The organism is Microbacterium flavescens (genome assembly GCF_018588945.1).
In the GTDB taxonomy this organism is placed as follows: domain Bacteria; phylum Actinomycetota; class Actinomycetes; order Actinomycetales; family Microbacteriaceae; genus Microbacterium; species Microbacterium flavescens.
On record NZ_JAFIWA010000001.1, the window covers coordinates 727660 to 745694 of the forward strand.

The following is an 18035-nucleotide window of genomic DNA, read 5'->3' on the forward strand; positions in this document are numbered from 1 at the left end:
CATTGTCCGGATGCCCGTCCCTTCCTCTGCGGAAGGGGCGGGCATCCGTCGTCCGAGGTGTGTTCGCAGTGGATTTGTCCGCCGAATGGGGGACAAGTGGGCTCGTGAACCCCGCTGCGTGACCAAAGCGTTATGTAATGTTTACCGACAGTACGCGTCAGCGGCCAGGGGATTGTCCGGACTGCCATACCCTCATAGTTAACGCGCCGGGGGGTGCGGAACAGGCGATCACGAAGACTCCGGTGGGAGTCGACGTGAGGGGGTGACACATGGCTTTCTTCGGCGTTGACTCGACGCTCTCCTCGTCGAGCCCCGAGATGGTCCGCTCCGTCACGCCGGCCGTGCACCCGTCTGCACCCATTCCCGTCCAAGGACCACCGGTCGGCCAGAACGTGCGGACGCCGCTCGGCGAGAGCGGCATCGACGTCTTCCCCCTGATCCTCGGCGGTGCCGAGTTCGGCTGGAACGTCGACCTCGAGTCCAGTCACGACATCCTCGACTCCTACGTCGAGCTCGGCGGCAACGCGGTGCACACGTCCGACAGCTTCGCCGCCGGACGGAGTGAGCACATCATCGGCCAGTGGCTGCACTCTCGCGGCCTCCGCGACGACATCGCGCTCATGGTGCGTGTCGGCGGTCATGCCGACAACCCCGGGCTCGGATCGGTGAACCTGGTGCGGTCGGTCGAGGCATCCCTCACCCGTCTGCGCACCGATCGCATCGACGTGCTCTACCTCGACGCGACGACCGACTCCGCCACGGCGCTCGAAGACACCCTGGCGACCGCGGAGTGGCTGGTCGACAGCGGCAAGGTTCGTGCGCTCGGCGCGATCGGCTACACGGCCGCACAGCTGGTCGAGGCTCGCATCTTCGCGTCCGCGGGGTTCCCGCGCATCACCGTGCTCGACGTGCCGTTCAACGTGCTCCGCCGCCACGAGTTCGACGCCGACCTCCGGCTGGTCGCCGGGGCCCAGGGGATGGCGGTCACGCCGTCGCACGCCCTCGAGCACGGCTTCCTCGCCGGTCGCCAGCGCACCCGCCTCCGCGGGGCGCTGTCGGTGCGGGGTGCCCAGCTGGCCGCGAACCTGAATCGGCGCGGCAGCCGCACACTCCGCGCGCTCGACGCCGTCGGCACCGACCTCGGCGTTCCCGACGCAGCGGTGGCCGTCGCGTGGCTGCTCGCGCAGAAGCTCGTGACCGCCCCGATCGTCAACGCATACGCTCCGGCGCATGTCGACGAGCTCGTTCAGGGCGTGGGAGTGCGCCTGAGCCGCGCGCAGCTGTCCGACATCGCGCGCGCCTCCGAGTAGCACGGCGACACGCGTCCCGGGGGTCCCCGGTCGGTGTCGTAGGGTGGAAGGCGTGTCCCGTCGGGGCACGCGACCCCCGACGGAGTGAGCTGCGTGACGCACTACATCTACCTCGTGCGGCATGGTGAGCACCAGGACGCCGAGCACGGTCTCGTCGACGGACGCCTGTCACCGCGCGGCCGACGCCAGGCCGCTCTGCTTGCAGACCGCCTGTCGGGCGTGCCGTTCGACGCCGTGTGGCACTCGCCGCTGGAGCGCGCCAGCCAGACCGCCCAGGCCGTGAAGGAGCGCATGCCGTCGCTCCAGCCCGAGCCGTCTGCCCTGCTCTTCGACTGCGTTCCCACCGGCATGACCGAGGAGACGCCGACGGCCTTCGAGCCCTTCTTCGGATCGGTCACCGAGGCCGAGATCGAAGCCGGTCACGCCCAGATGGCCGACGCGGTGAGCGAGTACCTCGTCCGCAGGCGCGGTGAGGTGCACGAGCTGCTCATCACCCACAACTTCGTCATCGCCTGGTTCGTGCGCGAGGTGCTCCAGGCGCCGGACTGGCGCTGGATGACGCTCAATCAGGCCCACTGCGGCCTGACCGTGATCGCGCAGAAGCAGGGCCGCCCGTGGACCCTGCTCTCGCACAACGACATGGCGCACCTGCCGGTCGAGCTGCGCACCGGCCTTCCCGAGGTCTACCCGGTCTGATCCTCGAGCGGCTTGCTGTACCAGCGGCTCGCATTGGGGTTGTCGTTGTACGGCTCGATCGCGGTGAAGCCCGTCCGGGCGTAGAGGGCCCCGGCGGCCTCCAGCGAGTGGTGCGTGTCGAGCACCAGCTCGCGCGCGCCCAGTTCGCGGGCGCGCGACTCGAGTGCCTCGATGAGCAGGCGACCCCACCCGCGCCCACGCGTCTCGGGGCGGAGGTAGAGGTGCTTGACCTCGTACCGCGTTCCGTGCGGGCCGTCGGCGATGAGGCGGATGCCGCCGCACCCGACCGGCCTGCCCTCGTCGTCCTCCAGCACCACGAACACGCCGGCGGGTGGCACGAAGGCCGCGGGCTGCGGGAAGGTCGTCGTGTAGGACACGTCCTGCTCGGCGAACCCGACCGTGCGTGCGCGGAAGTACTCGGCCAGGAGCTCGTGGGCGTCGGGGGCGTCGACGGGGGATTCGCGAAGGGTCACCACCCTTCCAGCGTAGGCGGCGAGGACAGGTCCTCAGCGCGGTGACGGGGCGTCGCCCCGGCCGGGCCGCGGCATCCGTCCCGCCTAGGATGGAACGCATGACGACGCGCGTGGCCATCGTGGGCGGCACCGGCAAGCTCGGCGGGATCATCCGCGACGTGGTCGAGCAGGAAGACGGCTACGAGGTGCACGCCACCCTCTCGTCGCGCTCGCAGCTCGACGAGCTGGACGGCGCCGATCTCGTCGTCGACGCGTCGACGCCGGCCGTCTCGATCGACGTCGTGCGCGCCGCCGTCGACCGCGGCATCAACGTGCTCGTCGGCACGTCCGGGTGGTCGGCCGAGCGCATCGCCCTCGTGCGCCCCCTGGTCGACGCGGCCGACGTGGGCGTCGTCTTCATCCCGAACTTCTCGCTCGGCTCGGTGATCGCGTCGGCTCTGGCCGCCGCGGCTGCGCCGTTCTTCCCCTCGATCGAGATCGTCGAAGCGCACCGCGAGACCAAGATCGACTCGCCGAGCGGCACGGCGGTGCGCACGGCCGAGCTCATCGCCGCCGCCCGCTCCGGCGTCGGCCCGGTCGAGTCGCCGCACGTCGACCAGCGCGCCCGCGGCCAGCAGGTCGCCAGCGTCCCGATCCACTCGCTGCGCCGCCCCGGCGTCATCGCGCGGCAGGAGACCATTCTGGCCGGCGCGGGGGAGTCGCTCACGGTCGCGCACGACACCGTCGAGCCCGCGCTCGCGTACGGTCCCGGCATCCGTCTCGCCCTCGCCGCGGCGCGCGACGCCCGGGGGGTCACGGTGGGGCTCGACAGCTTCCTCGACCTCGGCCTCCGCCGGACCGGTGGGTCGTCAGGCGCGACGTCGCCGGTCGACGAGGGCGGCGTGCCGGGCCAGGTCGCACGGACGACCGGCGCATGAGCGCACGCGTCGGCGTCGCCGTCATGGCGGTGCTGCTGGCCCTGTACGTCGTGCTCGTGGGTCAGCGGGCGTGGCTGCTGCTGACGAGCGGCGAGACCGTCGGGGTCATCATGGGCGTGGTGCTCGTCGTCCTCCCGCTTCTGGCGGTCTGGGGCGTCGGGCGCGAGCTGTGGTTCGGCGTGCGCGCGGAGCAGCTCGGCCGGCGGCTGTCAGCCGAGGGCGGGCTGCCCGCCGAAGAGGTGGCCGTGCGTCCGAGCGGCCGCGTGATCCGCGAGGAGGCCGACGCCGTCTTCCCGGTGTACCGCGCCGCCGTCGAGGAGAGCCCCGAGGATTGGCGGGCCTGGTACCGGCTCGGCCTGGCGTACGACGCGTCGGGCGACCGGCGCCGCGCACGCGAGGCGGTGCGCCGGGCGATCCGGCTCGAAGGCGCAGAGCGCCGGGCCTGACGGTCAGTCCGCCGCGGGGACAGCCGCTGCGACGGCTTCCTCGGCCGTGGCGTGCAGGAACGAGAATCCGGATGCCTCGAGCACGGCCGGCTCGACATCGAGATCGGCCGTGAGCACGGCCTCGGTGGCATCCCCGCCGAGCACCAGCCTCACGGCCCACTCCGGCGCCCGCAGGAGGAACGGACGGTTCATGCGCACCGCCAGCGCGAAGCCGAGGTCGTTCGCCGTCGCGCGCGTCGGTCCCGCGAGATTCACCGGACCCTCGAGGTCGGAGTCGATGACATGACGGATGGCGCGCACCTCGTCGTCGAGCGAGATCCACGGCCAGACCTGCGTGCCGCGGCCGATCGGACCGCTGACGCCCAGCTTCGTGAGCAGGAGGAGGGGCTTGAGCACGCCGTCCGCGTGCACGATCGGAGCGGTGCGCAGCATCGCGACCCGCGTCGAATCGCCCGCCGCGCGGGCGGCGGTCTCCCATTCGCCGCACAGGTCGGCGAGGAACGTCTCCCCCCGGGGCGACCGCTCATCGAGCCGGCGACCCGGCGCCGTGCCGTAGTAGCCGACGGCGGACGCGGAGACGAAGGCCGGGGCATCCGTCCCCAGTTCGCGCACTGCGCGGGCGATCGCCTGCGTCGGCGTCACCCGCGACCAGAGGAGCGTGTTCTTGTAACGCGCCGTCCACGGGAACCGCCCGATGGTCGCGCCGTTCAGTCCCACGACAGCGTCCGCGCCGTCGAGGACGGCCGGGTCGAGCGGCGACGCGTCCGTGAGCCACTCGACCTCGTCGGGGGTTTCGGCCGGACGCCGCACCAGTCGCGTGACCTCGACGCCGTCGGCGCGGAGGCTGTCGACCAGGGCGGATCCGATGAGCCCGGTGGACCCCGCCACCACGACCCGGCGGGTGCCGGGACGCGGTGTCTGGGGGTCAGGCAAGCGTCGCCTCGATGGTGATCTCCACGCCCGCGAGCGCCTGCGACACCGGGCAGCCGACCTTGGCCTCCTGCGCGAGGCGCTCGAAGTCCTCGGGGTCGAGGCCGGGGACGACGGCGTTCACGTTGAGGTGGCTGCCGGTGATTCCGGTGCCGGGCTTGAAGGTCACCGACGCGGTCGTGTCGATGGACTCGGGCGGGGTGCCGTTCTCCGCCAGAGCGAGGGAGAAGGCCATGCTGAAGCACGACGAGTGGGCGGCGGCGATGAGCTCCTCGGGTGTCGTCATCGAGGTCGAGCCCTCGCTGCGCGCCTTCCAGTTCACGTCGAAGGTGCCGAGGCCCGAAGAGACGAATGTGACCTCGCCGGCTCCGTCGAACAGCCCGCCCTTCCAGGCGGTGGTGGCTTCGCTCGTGACGGTCATGGGGACCTCCCTCTCAACGCGCCCGCGGACCGAGCGCCTCGCGGTCAGCCTAACCGCGAGCGATGCCGCCGCGCGATGGTCCGTCGCCGAGGGGAGGGGGTCAGGCCGACGCGGGGCGCGCTCGGCCGACGATGCCGAGCCGCTGCAGCAGCAGGTACATCATGCAGCCCAGGCAGACCCCGAAGACGGCGTTGAGAAATGACGCCACGAACGCGAGAGCGGCGGCGATCGGGAGGGCCATCGGAACCCCGACGAGGTGCAGGACGAGCCCGAGGCCGACGACGAACAGGCCGACGCCCTGCGCGAAGCGCGGGGGACGCGGGTCTTCGAGCTCGGTCGGGGGACCCACACGCGGCGCGACCGAGGTGCGGTACAGCACGCCCCACGGCGCGGTGCGCGGCGACAGGACACCCCACAGGAAGAGGAGCGCGATCGCGAGGAGCAGGAGGAAGCCGGCGTCGACGATGCGCTCGGCGAGCGTCGCAGACGGGACCGCCCAGCCGAGCGGGATGAAGCTCTCGGCCGCGAGAGGCTGGTACGCGAACCACCCGAAGTGCGCGGTGCCGTACGCCGCCGAGAGTCCCGTGAGGCTCAGGAACAGCGCGATCAGCAACAGGACCGAGGTGATCCCCGCCGCGAAGCGCGGACCGCGGGGATCGATGCCGCGCGGGGTCGAGGCATCCGCTCGGTTAGACATGTGCCTCCTCCGCGGCGAGGCGGTTCAGCTCGAGTTCGAGCACATCCCGGCTCGGCGTGCCGCCGAACCGGGTCTGGATGATGCCGTCGCGGTCGAGCACGAGTGTCGTCGGGGTCTGCAGGATGTGGAAGTGCTTGGCGATGTCGGGCCGGTGCGTGAGGTCGACGTCGAGGTGGCGGACCCCGTCGTGGTCCTCGGCGATCGCCGACAGCGTGCGGTGCACTCCCGGGCACCGCGCGCACAGCTCGGTGCTGAACTGCAGCAGGGTCGCCACGTCGCCCAGGCCGTCGGCGCCGAGCCGCTGCGGCTCGACCACCTCGTGGAGGATGTGACGCTGCGGACGCGCCTGGCGCCAGCGCAGGAAGACGCCGATGGCCACCGTCAGCGCGAGCAGCGCGGCGATGATCACGAAGGCGGTGACGAGGTTCACAACTGATCAGGGTATTCCCATTCACCTGAACGGAAACCGGATGCCTCGAATGTGACGCTCCCGGCGTAACAGAGCCGCGCGGGGGAGGGCGCCGGTATCGTGGCAGCCGTGACCACGGCGATCCCCACCCCCTACGAGGACCTCCTGCGCGATGTGCTCGAGCACGGCACCCACAAGGACGATCGCACGGGGACGGGGACGACCAGCGCGTTCGGTCGCCAGATCCGGTTCGACCTGGCGCAGGGATTCCCCCTCATCACGACCAAGCGCGTCCACTTCAAGTCGATCGCGTACGAGCTGCTGTGGTTCCTGCGCGGCGAGTCCAACGTCAAGTGGCTGCAGGACAACGGCGTGACGATCTGGGACGAATGGGCCGACGCCGACGGCGAGCTCGGCCCCGTGTACGGCGTCCAGTGGCGGTCGTGGCCCACCCCCGACGGCGCGCACATCGACCAGATCTCCCAGGTGATCGAGCAGATCCGGGCGAACCCCGACTCGCGCCGGCTGCTCGTGTCGGCATGGAACCCCGCCGACATTCCCGACATGGCGCTCGCGCCCTGCCACGCGATGTTCCAGTTCTACGTCGCCGACGGGCGGCTGTCGTGCCAGCTCTACCAGCGCAGCGCCGACCTGTTCCTCGGGGTCCCGTTCAACATCGCGTCGTATGCGCTGCTGACGCTGATGGTGGCGCAGCAGACGGGTCTCGAGCCGGGCGACTTCGTCTGGACCGGCGGCGACTGCCACATCTACGACAACCACGTCGACCAGGTGCGCGAGCAGCTCACGCGCGAGCCGTACCCGTACCCCGCCTTCCGCTTCGCGCGGAAGCCCGAGTCGATCTTCGACTACGCCTACGACGACTTCGTCATCGAGGACTACCAGCACCACCCGGCCATCCGCGGGGCGGTCGCGGTATGACGGCACGCATCGGCCTGGTCTGGGCCGAGGCGGAGGGCGGCGTCATCGGCGCCGACGGCGGAATGCCCTGGCATGTCCCCGAAGACCTCGCGCATTTCAAGGCGGTGACGTCGGGTTCGCCGGTCGTGATGGGCCGCCGCACCTGGGAGTCCCTGCCGGAGCGGTTCCGGCCGCTGCCGGGGCGCCGCAACATCGTCGTCACCCGCAACGGGGGCTGGGCGGCCGAGGGTGCGGAGCGCGCGGGGTCGCTCGACGCCGCTCTCGCCTCGGTGACGGACGCCTCGTCCCCGTGGATCTGGATCATCGGCGGCGGCGAGCTCTTCCGCGAGAGCATCGAACGGGCCGACCGGCTCGAGGTCACCGAGCTCGACGCGAAGGTCGACGGCGACACGTTCGCCCCCGAGCGCTCCGGCTGGCAGCCGGTGTCGACCGACCCGGAACAGGGCTGGCACACGTCGGGCAGCGGCATCCGCTATCGATTCCTCCGTCTCGAGCGGGCGTCCTAGGCTGTCGCGCATGGCGACGACGGCGATGATCACGCGCGCCAGCCACCATGACGGCCGTCTGCCCGGGGTTCACCCACACGAGCTTCCACGAGCGGGCCGGGCTTCCGCCGGGGAAGGAAGGCGTTCCCGACTGGATGTGGCTCGATGCGCGCACGGTCGTCGCCGCATCGGTGCGCGACGCCGCTCGGGGCAAGGCCGTCTCGGTCCCGTCGCGAAATACAAGCTGCTCATCGCCGCGAGCCGCCTCGCGCCGGCCGGCCTGGTGGCGCGGGCCGCCGCAACCGGGCGCTGACGGCGCGGCGCGGCGCGCGGCATCCCGATAACCTGGGTCCATGACGCACACGGGCAACCCTTTCGGACAGGTTCTCGTCGCGCTCGTCACCCCCATGACGGCCGACGGCGAAGTCGATTGGCCCGCGGTCGAGAAGCACATCGACGACGTCATCACCGCAGGGGCCGACGGCATCGTCGTCACCGGCACCACCGGCGAGACGTCGACTCTCACCGACGCCGAGAAGATCCGGCTGGTCGAGATCGGCAAGGATGTCGCCTCCGGCCGCGCGAAGATCATCACGGGCGGCGGCTCCAACGAGACGGCCCACGCCATCGAGCTGTACAAGGCCAGCGAGAAGGCCGGCGCCGACGGCCTCATGATCGTGACGCCGTACTACAACAAGCCGACGCAGGCCGGCATCCTGACGCACTTCCGGCTCGTCGCCGATGCGACCGACCTCCCGGTGATCCTCTACGACATCCCCGGGCGCACCGGAGTCCCGATCAACTACGAGACGATCCTGCGCCTCGCGAAGCACCCCAACATCCTCGCGATCAAGGACGCCAAGGGAGACTTCAGCGAGGTCAGCCGCGTGCTGAACCAGACCGACCTGATGTACTTCTCCGGCGACGACGCCAACATCCTGCCGCACCTGGCGATCGGGGCGACCGGCCTCATCGGCGTGACCGCGAACATCGCGCCCGCGCCCTACCGGGCGATCATCGATGCCGTCAACGCCGGCGACCTCACGGCCGCGACCGCGGAGCACCGGCGGCTGGAGCCGCTCGTTCGCGCGGTGATGACGCACGTGCCGGGCACGGTCTCGGCGAAGTACATCCTGCACGGCCTCGGCCGCATCGGCAGCCCGCGCGTTCGGCTGCCCCTGGTTGGTCCCGAGGAGTGGGAGGCGGCGAAGATCGAGGACGAGCTCGCACTCGTCGTCGACGTCGCCGGCGCCGACTTCTCCAACTTCCGGCCCGACCGCAACGCCGCCGCGGGTGGCGCGCTGCCGAAGGTGTCGGGCACCACGAGATGACCATGCGCGTCGATCCGCCTGTACCCGGGCGTCGGCGTCAGAAGCGATGGGACGCCGCGGCGTCCTGAGGAGGCTGACCATGCCCACCACCCCGTACGACCCGCCCGCCCTCGAGCAGGGCACGCTCCGGATCACCCCGCTCGGGGGTCTGGGCGAAGTCGGTCGCAACATGACCGTGTTCGAGTACGGCGGCAAGCTGCTCGTCGTCGACTGCGGCGTGTTGTTCCCCGAGGAGCATCAGCCCGGCGTCGACCTGATCCTGCCCGACTTCGAGCCGATCAAGAGCAGGCTCGACGACATCGTGGGCGTCGTGCTCACGCACGGGCACGAAGACCACATCGGCGCCGTGCCGTACCTCCTCAAGCTCAAGTCCGACATCCCGATCGTGGGCTCGGGGCTGACGCTCGCCCTCACCGAGGCGAAGCTCAAGGAGCACCGGATCAAGCCCTACAGCCTGACCGTGACCGAAGGCCAGCGCGAGAGCCTCGGGCCGTTCGACCTCGAGTTCATCGCGGTGAACCACTCGATCCCCGACGCGCTGGCCGTCGCCATCCGCACTCCCGCCGGCCTGGTGCTGGCGACCGGCGACTTCAAGATGGACCAGCTTCCGCTCGACGGCCGCCTGACCGACCTGCGCGCCTTCGCGCGCCTCGGCGAAGAGGGGGTCGACATGTTCCTCGTCGACTCGACGAACGCCGACGTGCCCGGGTTCACTCCGCTGGAGCGCTCGATCGGGCCGGTGCTCGACCAGGTCATCGGCAAGGCGCCGCGCAGGGTCATCGTCGCGAGCTTCTCGAGCCACGTCCACCGCGTGCAGCAGGTGCTGGATGCCGCGACCGCCCACGGCCGCCGCGTCGCGCTGCTCGGTCGGAGCATGCTGCGCAACATGACGATCGCCGAGGATCTCGGCTATCTCAACGTGCCCGAGAACGTGCTGATCGACTACAAGAAGGCGCGCGATCTGCCCGACGACCGCATCGTCTACATGTCGACCGGATCCCAGGGCGAGCCCATGGCCGTGCTCAGCCGCATGGCGAACCTCGACCACGCGATCGAGCCCGGACCCGGCGACACCGTGATCCTCGCTTCGAGCCTCATCCCCGGCAATGAGAACGCCGTCTACCGCGTGATCGACGGGCTGACGAAGCTCGGTGCGAACGTCGTGCACAAGGGCAACGCCAAGGTGCACGTCTCCGGACACGCGGCCGCGGGCGAGCTGCTGTACTGCTACAACATCCTCAAGCCGAAGAACGTGCTTCCCATCCACGGCGAGTACCGCCACCTCATGGCCAACGCGCGCCTCGCGCAGGACACCGGGATCGAGGCGGAGCGCACGATCCTGGGCGAGAACGGCACCGTGATCGACCTCAAGGACGGCGACGCGTCGGTCGTCGGGCAGCTCGACCTGGGCTTCGTCTACGTCGACGGGTCGACGGTGGGCGAGCTCACCGACGCCGACCTGAAGGATCGCCGCGTCCTCGGCGAAGAAGGCTTCATCTCGGTCATCGTGGTCGTCGACGCGTCGACGGGCAAGATCATCTCCGGACCGGAGATCCACGCGCGCGGATTCGCCGAGGACGACGCCGTGTTCGACGCGGTCAAGCCGAAGATCGCCGCCGCCCTCACCGAGGCGGCCAGGTCGGGCGTGCGCGACTCGCACGCGCTGTCGCAGGTCGTCCGCCGCACGATCGGGCGCTGGGTGAACCAGTCGCTGCGTCGCCGGCCGATGATCGTGCCGCTCGTCATCGAGGCGTGACGGATGAGCGGATGCCTCGTCCCCGCGCAGAACGCGCGGGACGAGGCATCCGCTCGCCGTCGCTAAACTCGCGGCATGCCACCCGCCTCCTTCCGCGTCCGCGCCGCCACGCAGGCGGACGGAGCGTTCCTCGGCGACATGGTCGTCGAGGCGGCGAACTGGCGGCCGGGAGCGGGCCGTCCGAAGCATCAGCTGATCACCGGCTCCGACCACAGCCGCTACGTCTCGGGGTGGAAGCAGCCCGGTGACGCCGGGTTCGTGGCGGAGGACCCCAACGGAGAGCCGATCGGCGCCGCCTGGTACCGGATGCTGCCCCGGGCCGATCCCGGCTTCGGCTACGTGGGCACCGGCGTGCCTGAGCTGATCATCGGCGTGCGTCCGATCTGGCGCGCGCACGGCGTCGGCCGTGCGCTGCTGCAGCGGCTGTGCGAGCACGCGCGGACGCAGGGCTTCGGCCGGATCAGTCTGAGCGTGGAGCGCGGCAATTTCGCGGTGACGCTGTACCGCAGTGAGGGCTTCGCCGTGGTCGAGGCGGGTCACGGGCGCGACACCATGGTCAAGCGCCTGCGCTGATCGACCGGCTCGATCCGCCGCGTGGTTCCGCGGAAAAGTCGGTGGCGCGGCTTACCGTGGGGGGATGGCCAGGAGCACCACCCCGACCAAGAACGGTCGCACGCCTGCGCGTGCGTCGTCCTCGTCGCGCGCCAAGAAGCCCGAGCCGGCGCCCAAGCGCTATGTCGGCGACGCCGACAGGCCACCCGTCATCGTGCGGGCGTGGCTCGGGCTGGCGCACGTCACCGGCGGGCTGTTCCGGGCGTTCGGGCCCGAGACCCTCGAGAAGGAGCAGCGTCGCGACGGTTTCCCGTTCCTGCTTGTGCTCCTCGCGATCGCGGGCGCCGTCAACGAGTGGTTCTTCATCGGCAGCGACGTGGCCGCGACGATCAGCGCCTACACCGTCGGTCTGCTCATCGGTCGCGAGGCGTTCGTCCTCCCGGTGCTGCTGCTGTTCCTCGCGGGATGGATGTTCCGGCATCCGTCCTCGGTGCACGACAACGGCCGCGTCGGCATCGGGTTCGGCATGCTGGTCGTCACGATCGCGGGCTTCTGCCACGTGGCCGGCGGCCGTCCTCAGCCGAAGGAGGGGCTGCCCGCCCTCAGCGAGGCCGGCGGTCTCTTCGGGTGGATGGTGGGCGAGCCGCTCGCCTTCGTCCTCACCGACGTGGGTGCCTACATCGCCCTGTCGCTGCTTGCGGTGCTCAGCGTCCTCATCATCACCAAGACGCCGCCGAACCGCATCGGCCGTCGCCTCGGCGAGCTGTACGCCTGGATGTTCGGCGCCGAGCCGCCCGCCGAGCGGAGCGCTGCGGATGCCGCGGCCGGCGTGGCCGACGACGAGAACGACGACCCCGCCCTCCCGTGGTGGCGTCGCAACAAGACCGGGCGCGAGAAGGATCCCGACGGCGTGCTGGGGTCCGACGACCTCACGGCGCTCCTGACTCCCGGCGCGGTGCAGGGCGGCTTCGACCAGGTGCTCGAGCCGCCGGTCCCGCCCGTGCCTCCGGTGCCGGCCGAGGCGCTCACCGAGGTGATCGACCCGTCCGTCGTCGCGGCGGCGAAGTCGTCGAGCACGTCCCTGCGCGACGACAGCGAGGATCCGCTGGAAGACGGCGTGCTGCCGGGTCTGTCGGGAATCGGCACGGATGCCTCGCCCGCCGTTCCGACCGCTCCGTATCGGCTGCCCTCGGTGACGTCCCTGGCCCAGGGCACGCCCCACGTGACGCGCTCGCAGGCCAACGACGACACCGTCAAGGCCATCACCAGCGTCCTCGACCAGTTCTCGGTCGACGCGCGCGTCACCGGCTTCTCGCGCGGCCCGACCGTCACGCAGTACGAGATCTCCCTCGGCCCCGGCGTCAAGGTCGAGCGCATCACCGCGCTCACGAACAACATCGCCTACGCCGTCGCGTCCAACGAGGTGCGCATCCTCGCGCCCATCCCGGGGAAGAGCGCGATCGGCGTCGAGATCCCCAACGTCGACCGCGAGATCGTGACGCTCGGCGACGTGCTGCGGTCGCAGAACGCGCAGCAGTCGACGCACCCGATGACGATCGGCGTCGGCAAGGACGTCGGCGGCGGGTACGTCGTGGCGAACCTCGCCAAGATGCCGCACCTCCTGGTCGCCGGCTCCACCGGTTCGGGCAAGTCGAGCTTCGTGAACTCCATGATCACGAGCCTGCTGATGCGCGCCAAGCCCGCTGACGTGCGCATGGTGCTGATCGACCCCAAGCGCGTCGAGCTCACCTCGTACGCCGGCGTCCCGCATCTCATCACGCCCATCATCACGAACCCGAAGAAGGCGGCCGAGGCGCTGCAGTGGGTCGTGAAGGAGATGGACATGCGGTACGACGACCTCGCGTCGTTCGGCTTCCGCCACATCGACGACTTCAACCGCGCCGTCGTCGCGGGAGAGGTGCGGCTGCCCGCCGGAAGCGAGCGCGTTCTGAAGCCGTACCCCTACCTCCTGGTCGTGGTCGACGAGCTCGCCGACCTCATGATGGTGGCGCCGCGCGACGTCGAGGACTCGATCGTCCGCATCACCCAGCTCGCGCGGGCCAGCGGCATCCACCTCGTCCTCGCGACACAGCGGCCGTCGGTCGACGTCGTCACCGGGCTCATCAAGGCCAACGTGCCGTCGCGCCTCGCGTTCGCGGTGACGAGCGTGACCGACTCGCGCGTCATCCTCGACCAGCCGGGCGCCGATCGCCTGATCGGCCAGGGCGACGCTCTCTTCCTGCCGATGGGCGCGTCCAAGGCGCTGCGCGTGCAGGGCGCGTGGGTGAGCGAGCAGGAGATCGAGAAGGTCGTCAAGCACGTCACCGCGCAGGCCCGTCCCGAGTACCGCAACGACGTGCAGGCGTCGGTAGAGAAGAAGGAGATCGACGCCGATATCGGAGACGATCTCGAGCTCCTCCTCGCGGCGGCCGAGCAGATCGTGTCGACGCAGTTCGGGTCGACCTCGATGCTCCAGCGCAAGCTCCGCGTCGGGTTCGCCAAGGCCGGACGCCTCATGGACCTCCTCGAGTCGCGCGAGATCGTCGGCCCCTCGGAGGGCTCGAAGGCGCGTGACGTGCTCGTGACGCCCGATCAGCTTCCCGCCGTCCTGGCCCGGCTCCGCGGACAGGATGTCCCCGCCGCCGCTCCGGCGGCCCCGGCGGACTCGTACGGGGCCGATGCCGTGGACGCGCAGTTCGACGGCTATCCGGTGGTCGAGGGCGAAGGCGACGAGGATGCGTGGGGCCTGACGGGCCGCGAATGACCGGGGCCTCCGCGCACGTCGCGCGGCCCGGCCACGCCGATCCGCGGCGCTAGGCTCGGGCCATGGCGATCCCCAGGCAGCTCCCCAACGCGATCACGATCGTGCGCATCCTCTGCGCACCGGTGTTCCTGTGGATGCTGCTGGCCGACGGCGGCGCCGACGGTCCGCTGCGGTGGTGGGCCGCCGCCCTCTTCATCGTCGCGATCGCAACGGACGGCATCGACGGCTACCTCGCACGGAGGTACGAGATCGTCACCGACCTCGGCAAGCTGCTGGACCCCATCGCCGACAAGGTCCTGACCGGGTTCGCCTTCATCGGCCTGTCGATCCTCGCCGAGCTGCCCTGGTGGATCACGGTCCTCGTGCTCGTCCGCGAGGTCGGCATCACCGTGCACCGTCTCCTGGTGGCGAGCGACCACGTCGTCGCGGCCGCCTGGATGGGCAAGCTCAAGACGCTCGCCCAGGGCATCGCCCTGTCGCTGGCGCTCCTGCCGCTGTGGACCGTCGTGGGCGACTGGATCTTCTGGGTCAACGGCGTCACGATGACCATCGCCGTCGTGCTCACGGTCGCCAGCGGCATCGACTACGTGATCACCGAGGCCCGCGGCACCCGCAAGGCCAGAGGGTCGGCGTGATCGCCGCCGACGTCCTCGACGCGCTCGCCCTGCGAGGCTGGACGATCGGCACGGCGGAGTCCCTCACCGGGGGACTGGTCGTCGCCGCCTTGATCGACGTGCCGGGCGCCTCCCTGCGCGTTCGCGGCGGCGTGGTCGCGTACGCGACCGATCTGAAGGCGAGCGCGCTGGGGGTCGACGAAGGTCTTCTCTCCGAGGCAGGACCGGTCGACGCGGCCGTCGCACAGCAGCTCGCTGCCGGCGCTCGTCGCGTTCTCGGGGCCGACGTCGGCGTCGCCACGACCGGTGTCGCCGGGCCGGATCCGCAGGGCGGTCATCCGGTGGGCACCGTGTTCGTGGCCGTCGAGACGCCCGACGGCGGAGCCGTGTCGGCGCTGCGACTCGAGGGGTCGCGCGCCGAGATCCGTGCCGAGTCGGTCCGCCGCGCGCTCGAGCTGGCCCTCGGCGAGCTGCGCGCGACCGGAGGATGACGGAGGAAATAGACCGTGTTTCTTCTCGGTTACATTCGGTGATTCCCACCCATTCCCCAGTTCGCGGGATTAGATTGGCATCATCCGGTGCTGTACTGTTGTCCACCCCGGACACGAGGAATCAGAAGTGAGGAGGGGGCCCACAATGATCCTGGTACGTCAAGAAATCGGCGAAGTGCTTCGTGATTTCCGCCAGCAGAAGGGTCGCACCCTCCGTCAGGTCGCGAGCCGCGCCAGCGTCGCGCTGGGCTATCTGAGCGAGGTCGAGCGCGGCCAGAAGGAAGCGTCCAGCGAGATCCTCGCCTCGGTCGCCGAGGCGCTCGATGTCCCCATCTCGACGATCATGCGCGAGGTCGGCGACCGCATCTCGGTCCTCGAGGGCCTGCAGACCTTCCCCGACGTCGTGCCCGACGACCTCGTCGCCGCCGTCGACGCCGAACTGTCGCTCCGCTGAGCGCGCTGCCGAGAATTCCGCAACGGTATGAGGCGCAGTGAGTTCGAGCGCGCCGTGCGCGATGAGTTCGGCGCTCAGGGCAGTTCGCTGATCGTCGACCTGGTGCTCTCGGGCGTCGGATCGCGCACGGCGGCGCAGGCTCTCGCCGACGGCGTCCCGCCGCGGGAGATCTGGCTCGCGCTGTGCGAGGAGACCGACGTGCCCGAGGAGCGCCGCTACGGCGTCGGGCGCCTCGAGCCGAAGCGCCGCTAACTCCTTCGCCGACGCTGATCCGCGGCGTGTCGTCGCGGCGTGTCATCGAAGAAGTGTTCGATAGCGGCGTAGGCTCCTGCACAGCAGGTGTCGACAGCGTGTCTGTCCACGACGGAGGAGGAGCGAAGACGAATGTCGGAGCCCACCCCTAGCGTGATCAACGTCGAACGACACCTCACGCCTTGTCGCAGCATCCGTCCCACCGGGGTCGGATCGCGACAGCCTACAGGCGACGGAACGCGAGCAGAAAGAGCACGTCATGCCCTCAGCAGTTGACCGCGAGAAAGCCCTCGAATCGGCTCTCGCCCAGATCGACCGGCAGTTCGGAAAGGGCTCGGTCATGCGACTGGGCAGTGACGAGCGCGCACCCGTCGAGGTCGTCCCCACCGGGTCGATCGCACTCGACGTCGCCCTCGGCATCGGCGGTCTTCCACGCGGCCGCATCATCGAGATCTACGGCCCCGAGTCGTCGGGTAAGACGACGCTCACGCTCCACGCCATCGCCAACGTGCAGCGCGCCGGCGGCATCGCCGCGTTCATCGACGCAGAGCACGCGCTCGATCCCGACTACGCGCAGAAGCTCGGCGTCGACATCGACTCGCTGCTCGTGTCGCAGCCCGACACGGGTGAGCAGGCGCTCGAGATCGCCGACATGCTCGTGCGCTCGGGTGCGATCGACCTCGTCGTGATCGACTCCGTGGCCGCTCTCGTGCCGAAGGCCGAGATCGAGGGCGAGATGGGCGATTCCCACGTCGGTCTGCAGGCGCGCCTCATGTCGCAGGCGCTCCGCAAGCTCACCGGTGGCCTCAACCAGACGAACACCACGATGATCTTCATCAACCAGCTGCGCGAGAAGATCGGCGTCTTCTTCGGCTCGCCCGAGACCACCGCCGGTGGAAAGGCGCTGAAGTTCTACGCCTCCGTGCGCCTCGACATCCGCCGCATCGAGACGCTGAAGGACGGCACCGACGCAGTCGGCAACCGCACGCGCGTCAAGGTCGTCAAGAACAAGATGGCCCCGCCGTTCAAGCAGGCGGAGTTCGACATCCTCTACGGCGTCGGCATCTCGCGCGAGGGAAGCCTCATCGACTTCGGTGTCGAGCACGGCATCGTCAAGAAGTCGGGCGCCTGGTACACGTACGACGGCGAGCAGCTCGGGCAGGGCAAGGAGAACGCGCGCAACTTCCTGATCAAGAACGCCGACACGGCGGCCGAGATCGAGTCGAAGATCAAGGCGAAGCTCGGCATCGGTCAGCCCAAGGCGGTCGAGGCTCCGGCCGACGACCTGGCTGCGCGCCGCCCGGCGTGACCATGGGACACCCTGACGGGGGCGAGCGCGACACGCTCGCCCCCGTGATCCCGCTCTTCGGCGGGCCGACTCCCGCACGGCCCGAGCGACCGGTGGCCGAGGAAGCGCGGGAGGCGTTCCCCGAGCATTCGGTCATCGGCTCAGCCGCCGAGAAGCCGGCCGAGCCGGCGAGTGAAGAGCCGGAGACGTGGCACCCGACGTGGGCCGTCGACCGGCCGCAGCTCGACGAAGACTCCGACAGCGATCGTGCCGCCGACATCGAGCTCGCTGAGAAGGCGCTGCTCAAGAAACTGCGGACCCGCTCGGTCTCGGTCTCCGAGGCCCGAGGGTTCCTCCGGGAGTTCGCCCTGGACGCGGCCGCGGTCGATCACCTCATCGCCTCGATGGACGAATACGGCTACCTCGACGACGCCGCCCTGGCCGATCAGCTCATCCACGCCGGCACCGACCGCAAGGGCCAGGGGCGTCAGGCCATCGCGCAGACGCTGGCCAAACGGGGCATCCCTCGCGACATCGCCGACGCGGCCCTGGCGAACCTGCCCGACGACGACTTCGAGCGGGCGCTCGAGTTCGCCCGCACCAAGGCGCGATCGCTCCGGAGTCTCGACCGCGACACAGCACTCCGCAGACTCACGGGCCAGCTTGCGCGCCGTGGCTACGGCGGGTCGCTCGCGATGACGGCCGCGCGCACCGCACTCGACGAGGGCTCAGGCGGCTCGGGCGGCGGCGTCCGTTTCGTCTGACCCCGCGCCGACCGCGCGGCGTGCTCACACGAGCGGCTCGTAGAAT

The 18035-nt window shown here is 70.4% G+C and carries 21 protein-coding genes; 16 read left to right on the forward strand and 5 right to left on the reverse strand.

The genetic code is table 11. The annotated features are described in order from the left end of the window. Nucleotides 1–269: 269 nt before the first annotated feature. Nucleotides 270–1310, forward strand: a complete 1041-nt coding sequence (locus JX005_RS03370; protein ID WP_214465964.1) for an aldo/keto reductase — start codon at nucleotides 270–272, stop codon at nucleotides 1308–1310. A gap of 93 nt (nucleotides 1311–1403) precedes the next feature. Next, the gene (locus JX005_RS03375; RefSeq protein ID WP_214465965.1) at nucleotides 1404–2006 is read left to right on the forward strand and encodes a histidine phosphatase family protein; all 603 of its coding nucleotides are present in this window, start codon (nucleotides 1404–1406) and stop codon (nucleotides 2004–2006) included. Here the strand turns inward: JX005_RS03375 and JX005_RS03380 are convergent. Beyond that, on the reverse strand, nucleotides 1994–2482 hold the full coding sequence (locus tag JX005_RS03380) for a GNAT family N-acetyltransferase (protein WP_214465966.1): 489 nt from the start codon (nucleotides 2480–2482) through the stop codon (nucleotides 1994–1996). The genes JX005_RS03375 and JX005_RS03380 overlap by 13 nt on opposite strands. 95 nt (nucleotides 2483–2577) lie before the next feature. On the opposite strand from JX005_RS03380, the gene JX005_RS03385 reads away from it, so the two are divergent. Together JX005_RS03385 and JX005_RS03390 are read left to right on the forward strand one after the other, a co-directional pair. Beyond that, nucleotides 2578–3396 (forward strand): 4-hydroxy-tetrahydrodipicolinate reductase, encoded by an 819-nt coding sequence (locus tag JX005_RS03385; RefSeq protein WP_214465967.1) that lies wholly within the window; start codon nucleotides 2578–2580, stop codon nucleotides 3394–3396. Then, nucleotides 3393–3842 (forward strand): tetratricopeptide repeat protein, encoded by a 450-nt coding sequence (locus JX005_RS03390; protein WP_214465968.1) that lies wholly within the window; start codon nucleotides 3393–3395, stop codon nucleotides 3840–3842. The genes JX005_RS03385 and JX005_RS03390 overlap by 4 nt, the downstream gene beginning before the upstream one ends. 3 nt (nucleotides 3843–3845) lie before the next feature. On the opposite strand, the gene JX005_RS03395 is transcribed toward JX005_RS03390, so the two are convergent. The 4 genes from JX005_RS03395 to JX005_RS03410 form a co-directional block, all read right to left on the reverse strand. Continuing rightward, on the reverse strand, nucleotides 3846–4775 hold the full coding sequence (locus tag JX005_RS03395; RefSeq protein WP_214465969.1) for a TIGR01777 family oxidoreductase: 930 nt from the start codon (nucleotides 4773–4775) through the stop codon (nucleotides 3846–3848). Beyond that, nucleotides 4768–5193, reverse strand: coding sequence for an OsmC family peroxiredoxin (locus JX005_RS03400; protein ID WP_214465970.1), 426 nt, complete (start codon nucleotides 5191–5193; stop codon nucleotides 4768–4770). Before JX005_RS03400 ends, JX005_RS03395 begins: the two co-directional genes overlap by 8 nt. Nucleotides 5194–5293: 100 nt before the next feature. Beyond that, nucleotides 5294–5890, reverse strand: coding sequence for a DUF4395 domain-containing protein (locus JX005_RS03405; protein ID WP_214465971.1), 597 nt, complete (start codon nucleotides 5888–5890; stop codon nucleotides 5294–5296). After that, on the reverse strand, nucleotides 5883–6320 hold the full coding sequence (locus JX005_RS03410; protein WP_214465972.1) for a TlpA family protein disulfide reductase: 438 nt from the start codon (nucleotides 6318–6320) through the stop codon (nucleotides 5883–5885). Before JX005_RS03410 ends, JX005_RS03405 begins: the two co-directional genes overlap by 8 nt. A gap of 108 nt (nucleotides 6321–6428) precedes the next feature. On the opposite strand from JX005_RS03410, the gene JX005_RS03415 reads away from it, so the two are divergent. From JX005_RS03415 to JX005_RS03470, 12 genes are all read left to right on the forward strand, one after another. Continuing rightward, nucleotides 6429–7238, forward strand: coding sequence for a thymidylate synthase (locus JX005_RS03415; protein WP_214465973.1), 810 nt, complete (start codon nucleotides 6429–6431; stop codon nucleotides 7236–7238). Next, entirely contained in the window at nucleotides 7235–7744 is a 510-nt protein-coding gene (locus JX005_RS03420; protein ID WP_214465974.1) for a dihydrofolate reductase, read from the forward strand. Before JX005_RS03415 ends, JX005_RS03420 begins: the two co-directional genes overlap by 4 nt. A gap of 332 nt (nucleotides 7745–8076) precedes the next feature. Then, on the forward strand, nucleotides 8077–9054 hold the full coding sequence (dapA, locus tag JX005_RS03425) for a 4-hydroxy-tetrahydrodipicolinate synthase (RefSeq protein WP_214465975.1): 978 nt from the start codon (nucleotides 8077–8079) through the stop codon (nucleotides 9052–9054). Between the two features lie 79 nt (nucleotides 9055–9133). After that, nucleotides 9134–10810 (forward strand): ribonuclease J, encoded by a 1677-nt coding sequence (locus tag JX005_RS03430; RefSeq protein WP_214465976.1) that lies wholly within the window; start codon nucleotides 9134–9136, stop codon nucleotides 10808–10810. Nucleotides 10811–10885: 75 nt separating this feature from the next. After that, nucleotides 10886–11383 carry a GNAT family N-acetyltransferase gene (locus JX005_RS03435; protein ID WP_214465977.1) on the forward strand — a complete coding sequence of 166 codons (498 nt, stop codon included), beginning with the start codon at nucleotides 10886–10888 and terminating at the stop codon, nucleotides 11381–11383. A 64-nt stretch (nucleotides 11384–11447) separates the two neighbouring features. Further along, the gene (locus tag JX005_RS03440) at nucleotides 11448–14126 is read left to right on the forward strand and encodes a DNA translocase FtsK (protein ID WP_214465978.1); all 2679 of its coding nucleotides are present in this window, start codon (nucleotides 11448–11450) and stop codon (nucleotides 14124–14126) included. Nucleotides 14127–14188: 62 nt separating this feature from the next. Then, nucleotides 14189–14761: a CDP-diacylglycerol--glycerol-3-phosphate 3-phosphatidyltransferase gene (gene pgsA, locus JX005_RS03445; RefSeq protein WP_214465979.1), complete on the forward strand. Its 573-nt coding sequence runs from the start codon at nucleotides 14189–14191 to the stop codon at nucleotides 14759–14761. Continuing rightward, nucleotides 14758–15231 (forward strand): CinA family protein, encoded by a 474-nt coding sequence (locus JX005_RS03450; RefSeq protein ID WP_214465980.1) that lies wholly within the window; start codon nucleotides 14758–14760, stop codon nucleotides 15229–15231. Before pgsA ends, JX005_RS03450 begins: the two co-directional genes overlap by 4 nt. 145 nt (nucleotides 15232–15376) lie before the next feature. Next, complete coding sequence (locus tag JX005_RS03455; RefSeq protein WP_191763071.1) at nucleotides 15377–15685, forward strand: helix-turn-helix domain-containing protein; 309 nt, start codon at nucleotides 15377–15379, stop codon at nucleotides 15683–15685. 27 nt (nucleotides 15686–15712) lie between these two features. Further along, nucleotides 15713–15937 (forward strand): DUF3046 domain-containing protein, encoded by a 225-nt coding sequence (locus JX005_RS03460; protein ID WP_214465981.1) that lies wholly within the window; start codon nucleotides 15713–15715, stop codon nucleotides 15935–15937. 259 nt (nucleotides 15938–16196) lie between these two features. Beyond that, the gene (gene recA / locus JX005_RS03465; RefSeq protein WP_191763067.1) at nucleotides 16197–17246 is read left to right on the forward strand and encodes a recombinase RecA; all 1050 of its coding nucleotides are present in this window, start codon (nucleotides 16197–16199) and stop codon (nucleotides 17244–17246) included. Nucleotides 17247–17248: 2 nt separating this feature from the next. Beyond that, nucleotides 17249–17989: a regulatory protein RecX gene (locus JX005_RS03470; protein ID WP_214466082.1), complete on the forward strand. Its 741-nt coding sequence runs from the start codon at nucleotides 17249–17251 to the stop codon at nucleotides 17987–17989. The last annotated feature ends 46 nt before the right edge of the window (nucleotides 17990–18035 follow it).

Excerpts from the sequence above, each read along its gene's own strand:
- JX005_RS03405 (WP_214465971.1), bottom strand. The coding sequence starts at position 5,890 with ATGTCTAACCGAGCGGATGCCTCGACCCCGCGCGGCATCGATCCCCGC.
- JX005_RS03440 (WP_214465978.1), top strand. The coding sequence starts at position 11,448 with ATGGCCAGGAGCACCACCCCGACCAAGAACGGTCGCACGCCTGCGCGT.
- JX005_RS03455 (WP_191763071.1), top strand. The coding sequence starts at position 15,377 with ATGATCCTGGTACGTCAAGAAATCGGCGAAGTGCTTCGTGATTTCCGC.
- pgsA (WP_214465979.1), top strand. The coding sequence starts at position 14,189 with ATGGCGATCCCCAGGCAGCTCCCCAACGCGATCACGATCGTGCGCATC.
- JX005_RS03435 (WP_214465977.1), top strand. The coding sequence starts at position 10,886 with ATGCCACCCGCCTCCTTCCGCGTCCGCGCCGCCACGCAGGCGGACGGA.
- JX005_RS03400 (WP_214465970.1), bottom strand. The coding sequence starts at position 5,193 with ATGACCGTCACGAGCGAAGCCACCACCGCCTGGAAGGGCGGGCTGTTC.
- JX005_RS03370 (WP_214465964.1), top strand. The coding sequence starts at position 270 with ATGGCTTTCTTCGGCGTTGACTCGACGCTCTCCTCGTCGAGCCCCGAG.
- JX005_RS03460 (WP_214465981.1), top strand. The coding sequence starts at position 15,713 with ATGAGGCGCAGTGAGTTCGAGCGCGCCGTGCGCGATGAGTTCGGCGCT.
- JX005_RS03390 (WP_214465968.1), top strand. The coding sequence starts at position 3,393 with ATGAGCGCACGCGTCGGCGTCGCCGTCATGGCGGTGCTGCTGGCCCTG.
- recA (WP_191763067.1), top strand. The coding sequence starts at position 16,197 with ATGCCCTCAGCAGTTGACCGCGAGAAAGCCCTCGAATCGGCTCTCGCC.
- JX005_RS03385 (WP_214465967.1), top strand. The coding sequence starts at position 2,578 with ATGACGACGCGCGTGGCCATCGTGGGCGGCACCGGCAAGCTCGGCGGG.
- JX005_RS03420 (WP_214465974.1), top strand. The coding sequence starts at position 7,235 with ATGACGGCACGCATCGGCCTGGTCTGGGCCGAGGCGGAGGGCGGCGTC.
- JX005_RS03470 (WP_214466082.1), top strand. The coding sequence starts at position 17,249 with ATGGGACACCCTGACGGGGGCGAGCGCGACACGCTCGCCCCCGTGATC.
- dapA (WP_214465975.1), top strand. The coding sequence starts at position 8,077 with ATGACGCACACGGGCAACCCTTTCGGACAGGTTCTCGTCGCGCTCGTC.
- JX005_RS03430 (WP_214465976.1), top strand. The coding sequence starts at position 9,134 with ATGCCCACCACCCCGTACGACCCGCCCGCCCTCGAGCAGGGCACGCTC.